The 16,618-nt window shown below is 54.9% G+C and carries 12 protein-coding genes and 1 pseudogene; 2 read left to right on the top strand and 11 right to left on the bottom strand.

All coding sequences use genetic code 11. The annotated features are described in order from the left end of the window. Positions 1-134: 134 nt before the first annotated feature. The 5 genes from leuB to ACAW75_RS13090 form a co-directional block, all read right to left on the bottom strand. On the bottom strand, positions 135-1,208 hold the full coding sequence (leuB, locus tag ACAW75_RS13070) for a 3-isopropylmalate dehydrogenase (protein ID WP_370729171.1): 1,074 nt from the start codon (positions 1,206-1,208) through the stop codon (positions 135-137). Between the two features lie 107 nt (positions 1,209-1,315). Then, the gene (locus tag ACAW75_RS13075; RefSeq protein ID WP_370729172.1) at positions 1,316-2,836 is read right to left on the bottom strand and encodes a hydroxymethylglutaryl-CoA lyase-like TIM-barrel protein; all 1,521 of its coding nucleotides are present in this window, start codon (positions 2,834-2,836) and stop codon (positions 1,316-1,318) included. A 93-nt stretch (positions 2,837-2,929) separates the two neighbouring features. Next, entirely contained in the window at positions 2,930-3,541 is a 612-nt protein-coding gene (gene leuD / locus ACAW75_RS13080; protein ID WP_370729173.1) for a 3-isopropylmalate dehydratase small subunit, read from the bottom strand. A gap of 105 nt (positions 3,542-3,646) precedes the next feature. Beyond that, on the bottom strand, positions 3,647-5,047 hold the full coding sequence (leuC, locus tag ACAW75_RS13085) for a 3-isopropylmalate dehydratase large subunit (RefSeq protein WP_370729174.1): 1,401 nt from the start codon (positions 5,045-5,047) through the stop codon (positions 3,647-3,649). Positions 5,048-5,360: 313 nt separating this feature from the next. Further along, entirely contained in the window at positions 5,361-10,484 is a 5,124-nt protein-coding gene (locus ACAW75_RS13090) for a cellulose binding domain-containing protein (RefSeq protein WP_370729175.1), read from the bottom strand. 349 nt (positions 10,485-10,833) lie between these two features. Between ACAW75_RS13090 and ACAW75_RS13095 the strand changes: the two genes are divergently transcribed. Next, the gene (locus ACAW75_RS13095) at positions 10,834-11,193 is read left to right on the top strand and encodes a hypothetical protein (protein ID WP_370729176.1); all 360 of its coding nucleotides are present in this window, start codon (positions 10,834-10,836) and stop codon (positions 11,191-11,193) included. 27 nt (positions 11,194-11,220) lie between these two features. Here ACAW75_RS13095 and ACAW75_RS13100 read toward each other — a convergent pair whose 3' ends face one another. Together ACAW75_RS13100 and ACAW75_RS13105 are read right to left on the bottom strand one after the other, a co-directional pair. Beyond that, positions 11,221-11,760, bottom strand: a complete 540-nt coding sequence (locus ACAW75_RS13100; RefSeq protein WP_370729177.1) for a DUF2059 domain-containing protein — start codon at positions 11,758-11,760, stop codon at positions 11,221-11,223. Between the two features lie 153 nt (positions 11,761-11,913). Then, positions 11,914-12,051 (bottom strand): annotated as a pseudogene (locus ACAW75_RS13105) (AraC family transcriptional regulator); the annotation flags it as partial. A 443-nt stretch (positions 12,052-12,494) separates the two neighbouring features. Here ACAW75_RS13105 and ACAW75_RS13110 point away from each other — a divergent pair. Continuing rightward, positions 12,495-12,746, top strand: a complete 252-nt coding sequence (locus tag ACAW75_RS13110; protein WP_370729178.1) for a hypothetical protein — start codon at positions 12,495-12,497, stop codon at positions 12,744-12,746. A 4-nt stretch (positions 12,747-12,750) separates the two neighbouring features. Here the strand turns inward: ACAW75_RS13110 and ACAW75_RS13115 are convergent, their stop codons facing one another. The 4 genes from ACAW75_RS13115 to ilvC form a co-directional block, all read right to left on the bottom strand. Then, complete coding sequence (locus ACAW75_RS13115; protein WP_370729179.1) at positions 12,751-13,713, bottom strand: helix-turn-helix transcriptional regulator; 963 nt, start codon at positions 13,711-13,713, stop codon at positions 12,751-12,753. A gap of 86 nt (positions 13,714-13,799) precedes the next feature. After that, a complete protein-coding gene (locus ACAW75_RS13120) occupies positions 13,800-14,012 on the bottom strand; it encodes a nucleotidyltransferase family protein (protein WP_370729180.1) in 213 nt (70 codons plus the stop codon). Positions 14,013-14,122: 110 nt separating this feature from the next. After that, complete coding sequence (gene ilvA, locus ACAW75_RS13125; protein WP_370729181.1) at positions 14,123-15,391, bottom strand: threonine ammonia-lyase; 1,269 nt, start codon at positions 15,389-15,391, stop codon at positions 14,123-14,125. Between the two features lie 118 nt (positions 15,392-15,509). Continuing rightward, complete coding sequence (ilvC, locus tag ACAW75_RS13130) at positions 15,510-16,553, bottom strand: ketol-acid reductoisomerase (RefSeq protein WP_370729182.1); 1,044 nt, start codon at positions 16,551-16,553, stop codon at positions 15,510-15,512. Positions 16,554-16,618: the final 65 nt, after the last annotated feature.

Consider the following 16,618-nt stretch of genomic DNA (forward strand, 5'->3'; position numbering starts at 1 on the left):
ACAAGTCAGTAATAGCTGGTTTTCCAGAAGGAGAAGAGTTTGCATTGGTTTGTAGTGAAATTTCGCTGACTGCGTTATTTCACTACAAAAATAGAGCAACTACTGAAATCGACAAACGATTAACCAGAAATTTATTAGGCCAGATGGGCCAGCACCTGCTCACCCATTGCGAACGTACCCAGCAGTTTGTCGGCGGCCGTATCAGCATCGGCAATGTCGCGGGTGCGGTAACCGTCTTTCAGGACAGCATCAACGGCAGCAATGACGGCTTCCGATTCGGCTTTCATGCCGAACGAGATGTCCAGCAACAAGGCCACTGACAGAACTGACGCCAGCGGATTCGCCACGCCCATGCCCGTAATGTCGTGGGCTGAACCATGAATCGGCTCATACACGCCCGTACTGTCACCCACCGATGCCGAGGCCAGCATCCCCATCGACCCGGCAATTTGGGACGCTTCGTCGGTCAGGATATCGCCGAAGAGATTGCCCGTTACGACCACATCGAAACGAGTTGGATCTTTGATGAGCAACATCGCCGCCGAGTCGACAAACTGGTGTTCCGTCTCCACATCGGGATAACGCCTGGCGACTTCCTGCACCACTTCACGCCACAACCGGCTGCTTTCCAATACGTTTGCCTTATCGACCGAACACAGTTTACCCCGACGGGTGCGGGCGGCTTCGTAGGCTTTCACGGCAATGCGCTCTACTTCGTAGCGTTGGTAGACCATCAGATCAGAGGCGGTATTGCGATCTTCCGAGCGGTTTTTTTCGCCAAAATACACATCGCCGGTCAGTTCGCGGAAGAACAGAATGTCGGCCCCACGCAGAATCTCCGGTTTGATGCTCGACGCTTCCAGCAGTTCATCGAACAGTTTGATCGGCCGCAGGTTAGCGTACAGGCCCAGTTCTTTCCGCATCTGCAACAGCCCCTGCTCGGGACGTACCTTGGCCGAGGGGTCGTTGTCGTATTTCGGGTGACCTACCGCGCCAAACAGAACGGCGTCGGCAGCACGCATCTTAGTCAGCGTTTCGGCGGGCAGTGGCAAGCCGGTGGCTTCAATGGCAACGTGACCAATCAGGGCTTCGTCGTAGGTGAATTCGTGTTTGAACCTGCGGGCAATGGCTTCCAGAACCTGCTTACCAACAGTGGTTACTTCGGCCCCGATGCCATCACCGGGTACAATGAGTATGTGTTTGTTCATAAAAAAGGAGGAACGGAGGAAAGGGGGAAAGGAGGAGGGGGGATTAAGGGAGGGCCGGGTACGTTCCCCGTCTCCTTCCTCCATTCCTCCTTTCTCCCTTTCCTCCTCTATTCTAAAGTATTCAGCATTTTTTGGGTTGCCTTGATGGCCGACACGGTTTGGTCAGAATCGAGGCCCCGGGTTTTAAATTCGTTGTTCTTTGATTTCCAGGTGATGATCGTTTCACACAAGGCATCGGTTCGCCCACCTGTTGGAATCCGTACGGCATAGTCGGTCAGCATGGGCAGAGCCATTTTCTTGCGGCTATAGATGATCTTCAGGGCATTCATAAACGCATCGTACTGCCCGTCGCCCTGGGCGTTTTCTTCAAACTGCTCGTCATCGATACGTACCCGGAGCGTAGCCGATGGCTTCAGATCCTTCGAATGCGTCAGCACGTAATTGAGCACTTCTACCCGCGAGGCAATGGCGTTGGTGTTCAGCACGTCGGCAATGACGTAGGGCAGGTCTTCCCGCGTAACGGTCTCTTTCAGGTCACCCAGTTCAATGACTCGCTGCGTTACCTTCTTCAGATCATCGTCTGCCAGTTGAATGCCCAGCTCGCGCAGGTTATTCTCGATATTGGCCTTGCCCGACATTTTGCCGAGCGCGTAGCTCCGTTTCCGGCCAAAGCGTTCGGGTAGTAAGGCGTTGAAATACAGGTTGTTTTTCTTGTCGCCGTCGGCGTGAATACCAGCTGTTTGGGTAAACACATTGTCGCCAACAACAGGCTTGTTATCGGGAATGCGCAGGCCCGAAAACGTCTCGACGATCTTACTGACCTGATACAACGATTTTTCGGCCACGCCCATACGTACCTGCGGCATGAAGTCACGGATAACAGCCAGTGTACTCGCCAGTGGCGCATTGCCCGCCCGTTCGCCCAGGCCGTTCACGGTCAGGTGAATACCGTGCGCACCCGCCCGGATTGCCTCCATCACGTTGGCCACGCCAAGATCGTAATCGTTGTGGGCATGGAAATCGAAGTGAAGCGTTGGGTATCGGGTAACCAGTTGATCGACAAACGAGAAGCTCTCGGCGGGCGTCATCACGCCCAGCGTGTCGGGCAGCAGAACGCGACGAATGGGCTGTGTTTGCAGAAAGTCCAGGTAGTGCAACACGTACTCAGGCGAGTTACGCATGCCATTGCTCCAGTCTTCCAGGTACACGTTCACCGAGATACCCTCCTGTTGCGCGTCGGCGATGACTTGCTGAATATCGGAGAAATGACATTCGGGCGTTTTCTTGAGCTGGTGCGTGAGGTGATTCAACGAGCCCTTTGTGAGCAGGTTCATCACCTTTGCCCCCGACGACCGCATCCAGTCGATCGAAGCTTGCCCGTCCACGAAGGTGAGCACTTCCACTTTTTCGAGCAGATCGGCACTGGCAGCCCAGCGGGTAATCTGCTTCACAGCCTCCAGTTCACCAGCCGATACCCGCGCCGAAGCCACTTCCACCCGGTCAACCTTGACTTCGGTGAGTAGCAACTGCGCCAGAGCCAGTTTTTCGGATGCAGAAAACGACACCCCGCTGGTTTGTTCACCATCGCGGAGCGTCGTATCCATGATTTCAATGTAGCGACGTTTCATAGTCAAAGAGTGAAAGAGCGAATGAGCGAAAAAGTGAAAGAGTGACAAATAGACCACATTAGTCACTCTTTCGCTCTTTCACGCTTTCACTCTTTAGAATGGTCTCGATTCCGCGAAGGCTTCGATTTCAGGCTTCATCGAGAGCAGGTAGTCGATGTCATCGTAGCCGTTGGTGAGGTTGTCCTTCTTGTAGCTGTTGATGTCGAAGGGTTCGCTTTCGCCAGTAGCCAGCAACGTGATGGTCTGCGTCGGCAGGTTCACTTCCAGCTCGGTGTTTGGATCGGCTTCGATGGCGGCGAAAATCTTCTCCAGAAAGTCGGGGCTAACCTGTACGGGCAGAATGCCGATGTTCAGGGCGTTACCTTTGAAAATGTCAGCAAAGAAGCTCGACACCACGCACCGGAAACCATAGTCGTAAATAGCCCAGGCAGCATGTTCCCGGCTCGATCCGCTCCCGAAGTTCTTGCCACCAACCAGGATTTTGCGGGGCGACCCTTCGCCCGAGTAAGTCGGGTTGTTCAGCACGAAATCAGCCTTGGGCGTATTGTCGTTGTTATACCGCCAGTCGCGGAACAGGTTGTCGCCAAAGCCTGTACGCTCAGTGGCTTTCAGGAAACGGGCGGGAATAATCTGGTCCGTATCTACGTTCTCGATCGGCATCGGAACGGCACTGCTACGGAGTATAGTAAATTTATCGTAAGCCATGGGGGAAATGAGTTTACTGTTTGCTGTTTGCCGTTTACTGTTGCGCTGCTAAACTGTGGTTAGGTATGGTAGCAGCGCAACAGTAAACGGCAAACAGCAAACTTTTTACAACAGTATTCTTGGGTCTGTCACTACGCCCGTTACGGCGGCGGCGGCGGCTACCAGGGGGCTGGCGAGCAGCGTGCGGGCACCGGGGCCCTGACGACCTTCGAAGTTGCGGTTCGACGTCGATACGGCGTATTTACCGGCCGGTACTTTATCGTCGTTCATGGCCAGACAGGCCGAGCAACCAGGCTGACGCAGCGCAAAACCGGCTTCGGTCAGAATATCCAGAATACCTTCTTCCTTGATCTGCGCCTCCACGATGTGTGACCCAGGTACCAACCAGGCCGTTACGTTATCGGCTTTTCTCCGGCCCTTTACGATGGATGCAAACGCCCGAAAATCTTCGATACGACCGTTGGTGCAGCTTCCCAGGAACACGAAATCGATGGGTTTGCCAATCATGGATTCGTTTTCGGCGAAACCCATGTAGTTCAGCGATTTCTTGTAACTGGCATCGCCATCCTGCTGATCGGCGGCCAGCGGAATTTGCCTGGTTACACCCGTGCCCATGCCGGGGTTGGTGCCGTAAGTGATCTGTGGCTCAATATCGGCGGCGTTGAACGTCAGGTCGTGATCGAACAGGGCGCCGTCATCGGTTTTCAGCGATTCCCAGTACGGAACCAGCTTGTCCCAGGCCTCGCCTTTGGGAGCCAGGTCGCGGCCGTTCAGGTACGTTAGCGTGGTGGCATCGGGGGCAATCATGCCGCCGCGCGCGCCCATTTCGATGCTCATGTTGCAGACCGTCATACGGCCTTCCATGCTCATGTTACGGAACACATCGCCGGCATACTCTACGAAATACCCGGTGGCACCACTCGCCGAAATCTGCGCAATGATGTATAGGGCCACGTCTTTCGGCAACACGCCTTTACCCAGCGTACCATTGACCGAAATCCGCATTTTCTTGGGCTTGGGCTGCATGATACACTGCGTAGCCAGTACCATCTCGACTTCCGACGTACCGATCCCGAACGCAATAGCACCAAACGCGCCGTGGGTCGAGGTATGTGAGTCGCCGCAAACGATGGTCATGCCGGGTAGGGTGATGCCGTTTTCGGGCCCAACCACGTGCACAATGCCATTTTTTGGATTGCCCAGTCCCCAGTGCGAGATGTGGTACTTTGCACTGTTCCGCTCCAAGGCATCCAGCTGGTTCGCCGACAATGGGTCGGCAACTGGTAGGTGCTGATTGATAGTAGGCGTGTTATGGTCCGCAGTGGCAAACGTGCGTTTCGAGAACAACACCGGCGCATTCCGACCTTCAAGGCCCAGAAACGCCACTGGACTGGTCACCTCGTGAATGAAATGACGGTCGATAAACAGCACGTCGGGACCATCGCTGATCTTGCGGATGACGTGCGCATCCCAGACTTTATCAAATAATGTTTTTGGGGTACTCATACCTATAGAGGACATCGTATTACGTACCTACAAAAGTGGCAGATCGTGTAGAACTACGCATCACGCCATCCGTCCAGTAAATAGCGATTTTAGTTCAGCGAGCTGTAATGGGTGTAAAACTGCATAGGTCGTTTGGGCGCACGGTGCTGTTAACGTATTGAAGACTACCCTTCTGCTTCATTGGCATCTTCTTGCTATCCTTCGACAGTTGTCCTGTACAGAGCGTGTAAAAACGACTGCTCCCCTGATGACCAAACGCTTGGTTCAGTCATCAGGGGAGCAGTTATCTAATTGGCTGACTTAAAAAAGGTGTTTATTCGACTTTGAGTACCCGGCTGGTTCGGCTCCGGGTAGGCGTGCTTACCTGAAGCAGTAATACGCCCGGCCCCTGTCCGGCTACCGACAGTTCGTGCTGCTCGACCGCTTGCGGACTGGCCACCTGCCGTTGGGTAATTACCCGGCCCTGCGCGCTGACCAGTTGCAGTTGCAGCGGTTCAGAACCAGCTCCTTTGATCTGCACCGAAACCACGTCGCCACGCACGGGGTTGCCCAGTACGGTCACCTCCAGCTCAGGCATCGGTTCCGCTGATGCCATACGGGCAGACCCGGTTGGCTCATTCCCCCACACCCGATCCTGGCCCACGAAAACCACCACCCGGTTGTTGGAACTCGACTCGGCGGGTTGCTCCTGATACGAGTAATCGTTGGCCTGGTTGAAGCGTCCGCCATCGGGCTTACTGATGCGGTAACGTACCCGGCCTGTAGAAGCGCCCGGAGCCAGTTGCCCCCCCTGGTTGTAGCGGATCTCCAGGTAGTAGTTGGCCCCACCGACGGCCGGGCTCAAGGCCACCAGCCGGGTGCTTACCTGCCCCTCGTCGACCTCTACCTGAAGGCGCTCAGTACCGTCGGAAGTAAAGTAATAACGGGCGTTCAAATCGCTGAAGTTCACCGCTACGTTGCCCTCGTTGCGGATAGTCAGGTACGTGTTGATCTGGGTAGCCGAGGGTCCGTTCTTGCTCTCGGTCAAGGCGCGCAACGCCTTGATGGGGGTGAAGACCCCACCGGGCTCCTGCCCCGCAATGAGCACCCCGTTGAAGTAGGCCGTGATCTGCAGATTGCCCACCAGCTGATCGCGCACGGTGGCGTAGGAATAGTCGTCGGCCTCATTCAGCCCTGAGTAGTCGCCCTTGGCGAAATAGGCCTGGATAGGTCCCGAGCTGGCTCCAGGGGCCAGACTACCCGCCCCCGCGGTGAAGCTGTACTCCACGTAGCCAGCCGCACCAGTCTGAGCGGGATTCAGGGGTACGTAGCGCAAACGCACGTTCTGGTTGCCCACCTGGGCGTAGTTGATCGAGAGGTTACTCAGGGCCGAGGCCCCTTCCACCGTCAGGTAGTAACGCAGGGTCAGGCCCGAGAGCGGCAGAGCGCCTGCTCCCTGGTTTTGCAGCACGAGCAGGGGCTGGATGGCGTTGTTGTTCACATAGTTGTCTACATCGCGGTGCAAAACGGTCAGGCGGCCACCCACCCTAACCACGGCCGTAGCCAGTGGGCTGGTGCAGCCATCCACGGTGCAGCTAGCCTGATAGGTGAAGGTACCAGGCTGATTGGTCGAGACGCTGATCAAAGAGCCGTTACCCGAGCTGTTATTGGGGCCGCTCCAGGCGATGGTGCCCCCGCAGCCCCCAACCACCAGGTTAACGTTGCCCGAATTGAGATCCACCGTTACTGCCGATTGGCTGGCGAGGTAGGATCCCCCGCTCTGGGTTAGCAGCGTTGGGGCGGGTGGGGTAGCCTTAACGGTGACCACCTGAGTGGCCGTGTTGGTGCAGCCGTTGCCGTCGGTATAGGTAAAATCAACGGTGCGGTTACCTACCGCCAGTAGGGAGGGGTTAAAGCTGGTTGCTGCCGTGCCGTCAATGGTGAAGCTGCCCCCCGCCGGTGATCCCGTCAGGGAAACGGGCGAAGCATCTTTACAATACGCTGCGCCCAGCCCGATGATCGAAACGACGGGCAGAGGATCTACCCGCACCGATTGGGTAGCCGTGTTCCCACAGCCATCTCCGCTGGTAACGCTGTAAACCACCGTGTAGGTACCCACCACCAGGGTAGCTGGCGCAAACTGTGTGGCAGGAGTGCCGTTAACAGTGAAACGCCCACCCGCCGGATTGCCGCCCAGCGTAACGGCCGCTGCACTCTTGCAATAGGCTGCGGCCAGGCCCGTGATGGTCACCGTTGGCAGGGCGTTGATGGTCACGCTTTGGGTCGTGGTACCCACGCAGCCACTGCTGTTGGTGAAGCTGTAGGCCACCGTATGGCTACCCACCGTCAGGAAAGCCGGGTCAACCTGCGTGGCAGCGACACCATCGACCGTAAAGGCACCTCCGGCGGGCAGACCCGTCAAGGTCACAGGGTCCGTGTTTTTACAATACGCGGTGGCCAGGCCACTGATGCTCACAGTAGGTAGTGGCGTGATGGTCAGCGTAATGGCGGTCCGATCACTCTCGCAGCCGTTGGCATTGACCTGACTGACGTAGAACGTCCTTGAACCAATGCTGCTGGTGGGAAGAACGGGCGCCAGCGTTGAGGCGGCTCCACCTGTGGCCAGGGTGTACCAGCGCAGATTACTGCCGGAAATTACGGCTGTAGACAGCGATACAGGCGTCGTGTTCTGGCAGGCCGAAACGGAAGCGACAACCGTTGGGCTACCCGGCACAGGGTTGATCGTTACCGAGGCGCTGCCCGTCGCCGTGCAGCCATTGCCATCGGTCAGGGTCACCGAATAGGCCCCCGTGTTGCTGACTGTCACTACTGGCCCTGTGGTGGGCGAGCCGCCGCTCCAGCTGAAGCTGGGGTTAGTGGCAGTGGTAACAGCACTAAGCGATACCGTGCCGCCGCAGACGGCGCTGGTGGCCGGGCTCACGCTCACCACCAGCGCCGCGTTTTGGGTAATGCTGACCAAGGCGGTTGTTGAGAAGCCGGAGCTGGTGGCAGTGACGACTACCGAGTAGCTACCCGCCGCCAGGCCTGTTACTGTAGGCGTACCGTCTCCGGCGGGGTTACCCGGCAGCCAGTCGTAGCTGAACGGACCGTTTTCGCCACTGGCCGTTACGGTCGCCGCGCCGGTAGCCCCTCCGAAGCAGATGACGTTGGTCTGACTGGTGATACTGGCCGTCAGCTCGTTGACATTGGTCACGCTGATAGTCAGCACTTTGTCATAGCTCAGTGCTGGCGTTCCGCTATCGGTGGAACGTACCCGGATGCTGTAGGTGGATTTTGTCTCGAAGTCGAAGGCAGCGGCCGTGAGCAGGTTATTGCCCGAGATGGTGAACAACGCATTATTATCCGAACCGGCCCCACTGACCAGCGAGTAAGTAAAGTCCTGGGCGGGTATATCGGCATCGGTGGTGCTTAACGTACCTACCAACGTACCTACGGCGGCGTTCTCGGCCACGGCCGTTCCGCTCAGGTTAACATCGGTCGGAGCCTGGTTAGGTATGTAGGAAACGATAAAGGGGCCGGCAGCCGTATTGCCGTTCCCCGCCGCGTCGAAGCCTGAGCTGGCAGGCACACTAAAGCTCACTGGGCCAGCGTTTCGAGGGGCAATGTTCAGTCGATACGCCGTCGAGCTAAGGGCAGTCAATGTCGCCGAGTTAAAATTAGTGATCGTAAAGGCCACATCCGCGGAGATGAAATCCGTTACAGGCTCGGAGAAGGTAATGGTAACGGAGAATGGTGAGCTTGAGGTGGTGTTGCTGGCTGGCCCGGCAACCATCACCGTAGGTGGGGTGGCGTCCACGGCGAAGGTGTTGGTATTACTACCGGGGCTGGTCAACTGACCGCTGCTTTGGGCGGTGGCATACACGCTATGGGTGCCTTCGGTCAGGTTGGTCGGCTGGAGGAAGCTAAAGCCGCCGCCGCCGGTTGCCGTAGCACTGCCGATGCGCGCTCCGTCTACGTAGACGGTCACGGTGCTACTGGCCGGGGCCGTGCCGGTATAAGTAGGCCGGATGGGGTTTTGGCTCGACCCGTTGGCGGGCGCGAGCAGCATTGGGGCCACCGTGGGGGTAGGCTGAGACGTAGTGAAGCTCACGGCACTACCGTAGCTGGTGCCAACACCGTTGGTGGCGTAGGCCCGTGCTGTGTAAGTGGCACTGGGCGTCAGCCCCGTCAGGTTGGCCGAGAAGTTACTTGGAAATGCTGCCGGTGAGCTGGTACCTACCTGAACTTTGGTATTGCTGGTAGTGGGGCTGCCGTTGCCCGCCACGAAAACCACCCCATAGTCTGTCAGGGCACTGCCGCCATCACTGGTGATGCTGCCGCTCACCGTAGCGTTGCTGCTGGTGATATTACTGGCTGGCGACGTAGTGGTCACCGTTGGCGAGGTCTGATTAACTATGGCCAGGCCGGTGATTTGCGTGGTAGTAGCTCCCGCCAGCAGCCCGGCCGTCACCAGCGTACTGACCGGGTTGCCCGTTCCCAGACCAACGGCTATAATGCGAGTACGGTCGGGATTATCGGCATTGGTCACGCCAATATTCGCGACCAGTACCCGGTTGTTGGCCGCGTCCAGCACCGTGGTCCCCGGCGACTGAATGAAGTTATCTTTGATCAGGATATTATTGCTGCCATCCAGGTTGACGCGCCGTAGCTGATCGGCCATTGTAGCCAGGGCACCATCGTTTAGCACGTAATAGAGGTAGCCATTAGCCGCGTCCAGGGCCATACCGGTGATCTGTGTGGTTGTAGCCCCCGGCAGCAGCCCGGCCGTCACCAGCGTACTGACGGGATTACCCGTTCCCAGGCCAACGGCTACGATACGGGTGCGGTCAGGGTTAGCGGCGTTGGTCACGCCAATATTCGCGACCAGTACCCGGTTGTTGGCCGCGTCCAGCACTATATTCCCCGGCGACTGAATGAAGTTGTCTTTGATCAGGATGTTATTGCTGCCGTCCAGATTGACGCGCCGTAGCTGATCAGCCATTGTAGCCAGGGCCCCATCGTTTAGCACGTAATAGAGGTAGCCATTAACTGCGTCCAGGGCCATACCGGTGATCTGTGTGGTTGTAGCCCCCGGCAGCAGCCCGGCCGTCACCAGCGTACTGACCGGGTTGCCCGTTCCCAGACCAACGGCTATAATGCGAGTACGGTCAGGATTATCGGCATTGGTCACGCCAATATTCGCGACCAGTACCCGGTTGTTGGCCGCATCCAGCACCGTGGTCCCCGGCGACTGAATGAAGTTATCTTTGATCAGGATGTTAGTACTGCCATCCAGATTGACGCGCCGTAGCTGATCGGCCGTTGTAGCCAGGGCACCATCGTTTAGCACGTAATAAAGCTGGGCCTGGCTCTGTTGGGGTACTAAAAGTAGTAGGCTTAAGCAACTGGCGAGCAGCCAGGGTAGCCATTGCAGACGAATAGGTAGTAGTTTTTTCATACGATTGAGCGAAAAGAAACAGCGATGAATTTTGTTAGTTGACTTACACAGTACAAGCCTGCATAGTGGCCGAACAGATGTGTTTACTACGCTGCGCGATCACCACAGTACCGACCGGCAGCATGGACGCAAAATAATTATATATGATACTATTATAATTTAATTGTTACTGGACGGTTGTAGCTTACTGCTCACAACCGCTTACAGGTTATACGACACTGGCTGACAGAGCGTATAGCTCTATTTTGCCCTATACAATATACCTGATATGTATTATAAGTACGGGTATTATATTTTACTTGTATTAAACTCTTGCTTATCTTGGTTGCCCAATAACTGCAACCTACAGATGGACAACAATGCACGCATACTCAAGCCGGAGGTGCTCCTGCGCTTTGTATGCTATACTAGCCTCGACCCTAAAGAAGCCATTCATATAAAGCCCGACATCTGGACAGATAGGGAATCGGCCCTTGGTGGCGACTATAGATATGGGGCTGAATTTAGGGTAACCTCATTCGGCAATCCCGAGCATTCGGGCCACTACGTGGTGGTCTCTCCACCCACTATACGGCAGATCCCACACCCCGAACACAGCCGCCGCACAGTGCCACTGGTAACGATCTGTATAGCCCGCAAAGAGATTTGGCCTCAACTGGAACCGCTGGCGGTCAATGGGTTAAATCGATCTATTCTATCGCTGAACTGAACGCCAACAGAGCGGCCTATCACGTTCTCATTTATATTTCTGGTCAATCTCTCGCTTCGACTCGTCCATGTACTCCTTGAACAACTTCATGATCTCGGGCTGGTACTTATTCATCGAACGCATCATGATGTCTTTTGAAATAGCAGGCGTACTATCGATCAGTTTGCGACCAGCCGGCGTTTGATAAAACGTGCAAAACGCGTCGATTTCCTGCGCTGTAAAGTGCTGGTCATAGACCTCGACCATATCTTCATTGAGCAGCTTCAGGGTATTTTCTTTCGCCACCTTGACCATCTTTTGCATAAACGCATCATGCCTTTTTAGCATGGCTGAATCGATCGGTATGCGAACACTATCTGCGCCGACCAGCTGCTTTGCCATTCCCGTTCTCATTCTTGAGAGGCTCCGGGCCATGTCTATGGTGGCATCCATCTGCTTCAACACCAGGGAATCCTGCTTCATAAGCACAAAAAGGTACTTGATCCGGTCTCGTTTCGGGGTGCTTTGCGCCTGAGCGTGAAACGCCACACCAAGCAGGAACAGGGCAGTAAACAGAAGTGGCTTCATAACAGCTTGTATAGTTTGCCTCAAAGTAACCAATATTTTCGCTAGCAGATATCTATCGATCTCCTATCTCTGGTAGCCTGCCACTTAGCCGCTCGCATTGCTTTTGCGCAGTGGGCCCCGGCAACGTACCTAAAAGTCCGTGACAACCTCTCTTTATGCGGTCAAGGCCCGCTTCGGGGTAAATCCGTACTGCTGCTTGTAGGCTTTAATGAAGTGGGACACGCTTTCATAGCCGATTTCCATACTCACTTCCGAGACGTTCTTGTCGGTATTGCGTAAGCGTAAATAGGCCTATTGAGCCTGGACGTTTATCTTTGTTTATGCCTTATCGCCTTGATAGAACCGCTTTTCACGCTGGCACGCACGAGCAGACAGCGCAGTATCATGCTGAGTGCCAGCCAGCCACCTATGCTGAACGGCTTCGTACGGCGGCTTACCTGAACAGTGTTGCTTACCGCTATAATGTAGAGAACCCTCCAAGCCTGGACAGAACGGCGTTCTCTGCGCGTAAACATTCGCATTGATATGGCGAATCTGTTCAACGACGATTTTCAGGATTTCCTCAAAGCCCTTCGCCAAGTTCAGGTACGTTACATTCTGGTTGGCGGTTACTCAGTAATTCTACACGGATATAGTCGTACTACAGGCGACATGGACATTTGGGTTGAGAGTCATTAGATAACTATCTCCGATTAAGTCAAGCTTTTGCCATTTTCGGAATGTCAATGTTCGATATGACAGCCGACAATTTCCTGACTAATCCAGCCTTAGACGTCTTTACATTTGGTCGACAACCAGTTGCGATTGACATCATTACAGCCATAAAAGGCCTTTCATTCAGCGAAGCATACGAGCAAGCTTCTGATGTTGACGTTGATGGTTTGCTCATTCGCCTCATTCATTACAATCATCTGCTCCAGGCTAAACGAGCGGCTGGTCGCGCCCGAGATCAAAATGATTTAGATAATCTAGAACGGCTGAAATGATACCCTACTTAGTTTCTGTAGAGGCTAGCACTCGTTTCGGGGTAAACCCGTACTGCTGCTTGTAGGCTTTAATGAAGTGGGACACGCTTTCATAGCCGATTTCCATGCTGACTTCCGAAACGTTCTTGTCGGTATTGCGAAGCAGGAAATGGGCGTGTTCGAGGCGTTTACGGCGAATCCAGTGGCCGGGCGAGGTGTGAAAGTGTTCCTCGAAATCGCGCTTGAAGGCCGATAGGCTACGGCCCGAGATCCGGGCCAGCTCGTTCATCGACAGCGGTTTGAGCAGGTACGTGCTCATCAGGTAGTCGAGGTCGGTTTTCTGGCCCTGATAGAGGTGCCAGAGAATGGTGCGAAGCTGATCTGTCGTGTCGAGTTCAAACAGGTGAAGCAGCAGTTCCTGGAATTTCAGCCGGAGCAGTTCGTTCAGGTAGGGCGTGTGCGATCCAAAATACGGCAGCAGCGACTGAATGAAGTTGGTGAACGTACCTGGCACGGACGTACCTGAGGAAGCAAATGACAGAATTGCCGCCTCGGGCAGGGGTTCAAAACCTGTCTGGGCGAATCCACGCGGGGTACGTTGAAATAGAGTAATATGCTGGCTGACAAACTCTTTCAGGAGCCGCTCGTTCACGAAAAATACCAGACTCCGGTAATTCACATCGATGGATTCATTCATCGAGTAACACCCCCGCTGAAAGAACAGAATATCGCCTTTCCGGACGTGCAGTTCCTGCGTGGGTGAGCTAAATTTCTTCTCGCCTTCCAGCACCACCACTACGGCGTGCTCCTCGAAGAAAATCTCGTTCCGTTCGGGGTATACATCGCTGCGATACGCCACAAACGTCATCTCCGACCCGTCGGACCGCGCCCCGTCGGACCGCGAGTCATCAGGCCCAGCCGAGTCCGGTCGCTGAATGGTCAGCGACTGAAACTGATGGGGTTGTATAGACGAGGGGACGCGAAGCATATGAAAAGTGCATTCTACTAAAGAAAGTGGACGTTTCTCAACGTTGCTTCGCGAGGTAGGCCCTGAGCCTACCTCGCGAAGCAGCATTAGAGGGAAGCAAAGGTGACGTATTCAACTTCATTTGCTACGTGTCTACGAACGAAATCAGCCATTTCCTCCCAGGTTAAAACGTCGGTTTTGCGCCCCGTCAACGTTTCCAGATAGTCAGCAAGGTCCAGAAAAGTATGAAGTTTCTTTCTGCCTTCCTGAAACTCCACCACGAAGTCGATATCACTCGCATCCGTTTGCTCGCCGCGCACAAACGACCCGAATAAGCCCAGCCGCGCCGAATTGCTTCAACGCCGATTGATGGGACTGCATGCGCTCGAAGGCCTGCTCTTTAGTTTGAACGGCGGTTATCATGGCTTCGTCAGATCAGAAATTCGAACAGAGTGGGTTTGTCGTTGATGTATTCAAACTGGATTTTGGCCTCTTTCATGCGTTCGATCAGCGGGTCGAAATCGGCTTTGCTTTTCAGTTCGATACCCACCAGCGCGGAGCCGCGTTCGCGGTTTGTTTTCTTGGCGTAGTCAAACAGCGTAATGTCATCGTTGGGGCCAAGGGCTAGCTCCAGGAAGTCGCGGAAGGCACCAGCGCGTTGTGGAAATCGGATGATGAAGTAGTGTTTCAATCCTTCGTACAACAGCGACCGTTCCTTGATCTCTTCGGTTCGGGTAATGTCGTTATTACCGCCACCCACCAGACAAACCACATTCTTGCCCCTGATTTCGTCTTTGATCAGATCCAGCGCGGCAATGCTCAACGCCCCGGCAGGTTCGGCCACGATGGCCTCCTCGTTGTAGAGTTCCAGGATAGTGGTACACACCTTCCCTTCCGGTACCAACAACACCCGATCGAGGTTACGGCGACAGATTTCGAAAGTAGTATCGCCTACTCGTTTCACGGCGGCCCCATCCACAAACTTGTCGATGTGGTCGAGCGTCACCACGTGGCCTTCTTCGATCGCTATTTTCATCGATGGCGACCCAAGCGGCTCTACACCAATGAGTTTCGTCTTGGGGCTGAGCTGCCTGAATACGGTTGAGACGCCCGAAGCCAGTCCGCCCCCACCGATGGCCATGAGCAGGTAATCGATCTTGAAATTAGAATCCTTGAAGATTTCCAGCCCAACCGTGCCTTGCCCTTCCATCACCAGCACATCGTCGAAGGGATGAACAAACGTGCTGTCGTGGGTCTGTACGTACTCGGTAGCCGCGTGGAAAGCGTCGTCGTAGGTGTCGCCGATCAGCACCACGTTGACGAACTCTTTCCCAAACAGTTTTACCTGTTTTACTTTCTGGTTGGGCGTAGTTGTCGGCATGAAAATCGTGCCCTTTACGCCCATCTTCCGGCAGGCATAAGCCAACCCCTGCGCGTGGTTACCGGCACTGGCACATACAACGCCTTTCGCCAGTTCATCGGCCGACAAGCTGGCCATTTTGTTATACGCTCCCCGAATCTTGTACGACCGCACCACCTGCAAATCCTCCCGCTTCAGGAAAATAGTGGCTCCGTAACGCTCCGACAGGTTTAGATTTTCCTGCAAAGGCGTATGAGAAGCAACGCCCCTTAACCGTTCGGCGGCCAGATAGATGTTGTCAAGATCAGGAAGTTGAACAGCTTTTTCAGAGTCGATCATAGTTGATGAGAGTAGCCCGCAAAAGCGCCGCGGATACGTAGTGTAAAATAAACAATGCCCTTACCCAAAACAATTCGTTAAAGGTAAGGGCACTCAACTTTACTTAGTCTGTTACTGATTAGCTCCGTTCTGGGCGTAGGTTCCGTACAGCGGCACCGGCCTGCCACATTTCTGACTCGCGCAGTTCGGCCAGTTCTACTTCGAGTTTTTCGCGGTAGTCGGGCTGTGAGTTGCGGGTAATGCTGATTTCGGCCTGCTCCTGGGTTTTTACCGAGTTGTACAGTTGCTCGAAAACAGGCTTCGTGGCGTCGCGGAAAGGCTTCCACCAATCGAGGGCACCGCGTTGGGCCGTGGTCGAACAGTTGGCGTACATCCAGTCCATGCCGTTCTCGGCTACGAGTGGCATCAGCGACTGGGTCAGTTCTTCCACCGTTTCGTTGAAGGCTTCGGATGGACTGTGGCCGTTGGCACGCAGCACTTCGTACTGAGCCGCGAAAATGCCCTGAATGGCGCCCATCAACGTACCCCGCTCGCCGGTCAGGTCAGACGTTACTTCTTTGTAGAAATCGGTTTCGAACAGGTAGCCCGAGCCAACACCGATCCCCATGGCGATACACTTGTTACGGGCGTTTCCGCTGGCATCCTGATACACGGCGAAGCTCGAGTTCAGGCCTTTTCCTTCCACAAACAAACGACGCAGCGACGTACCTGAGCCTTTCGGGGCCACCAGGAACACGTCAACATCGGCGGGCGGAACAATACCGGTTTTTTCCTTGTAGGTCACGCCGAAACCGTGCGAGAAATACAGGGATTTACCAGGCTTCAGAGCAGCCTTCACCGTTGGCCACAGTTCAATCTGAGCGGCATCTGACAGCAGGAAGCAGATGATCGTTCCTTTTTCGAGGGCTTCTTCTATTTCGAACAACGTTTCGCCGGGAACCCAGCCGTCAGCCACGGCCTTGTCGTACGTCTTGCCTTTGCGCTGCCCAACGATTACGTTGAAGCCATTTTCACGCATGTTGAGTGACTGGCCGGGGCCCTGTACACCATAACCGATTACGGCGATTGTTTCGTTTTTAAGTGTTTCGAGGGCTTTCTCGAGCGGAAATTCTTCGCGGGTTACAACATTCTCGACTGTTCCGCCGAAGTTAATCTGTGCCATGCTAGGTACTGTATTTAGATTGTAAAAATTAATTGTAGTGTTTCGACTCTGTTAGTGTCAATTTT

Source organism: Fibrella arboris (assembly GCF_041321095.1).
GTDB lineage: Bacteria > Bacteroidota > Bacteroidia > Cytophagales > Spirosomataceae > Fibrella > Fibrella arboris.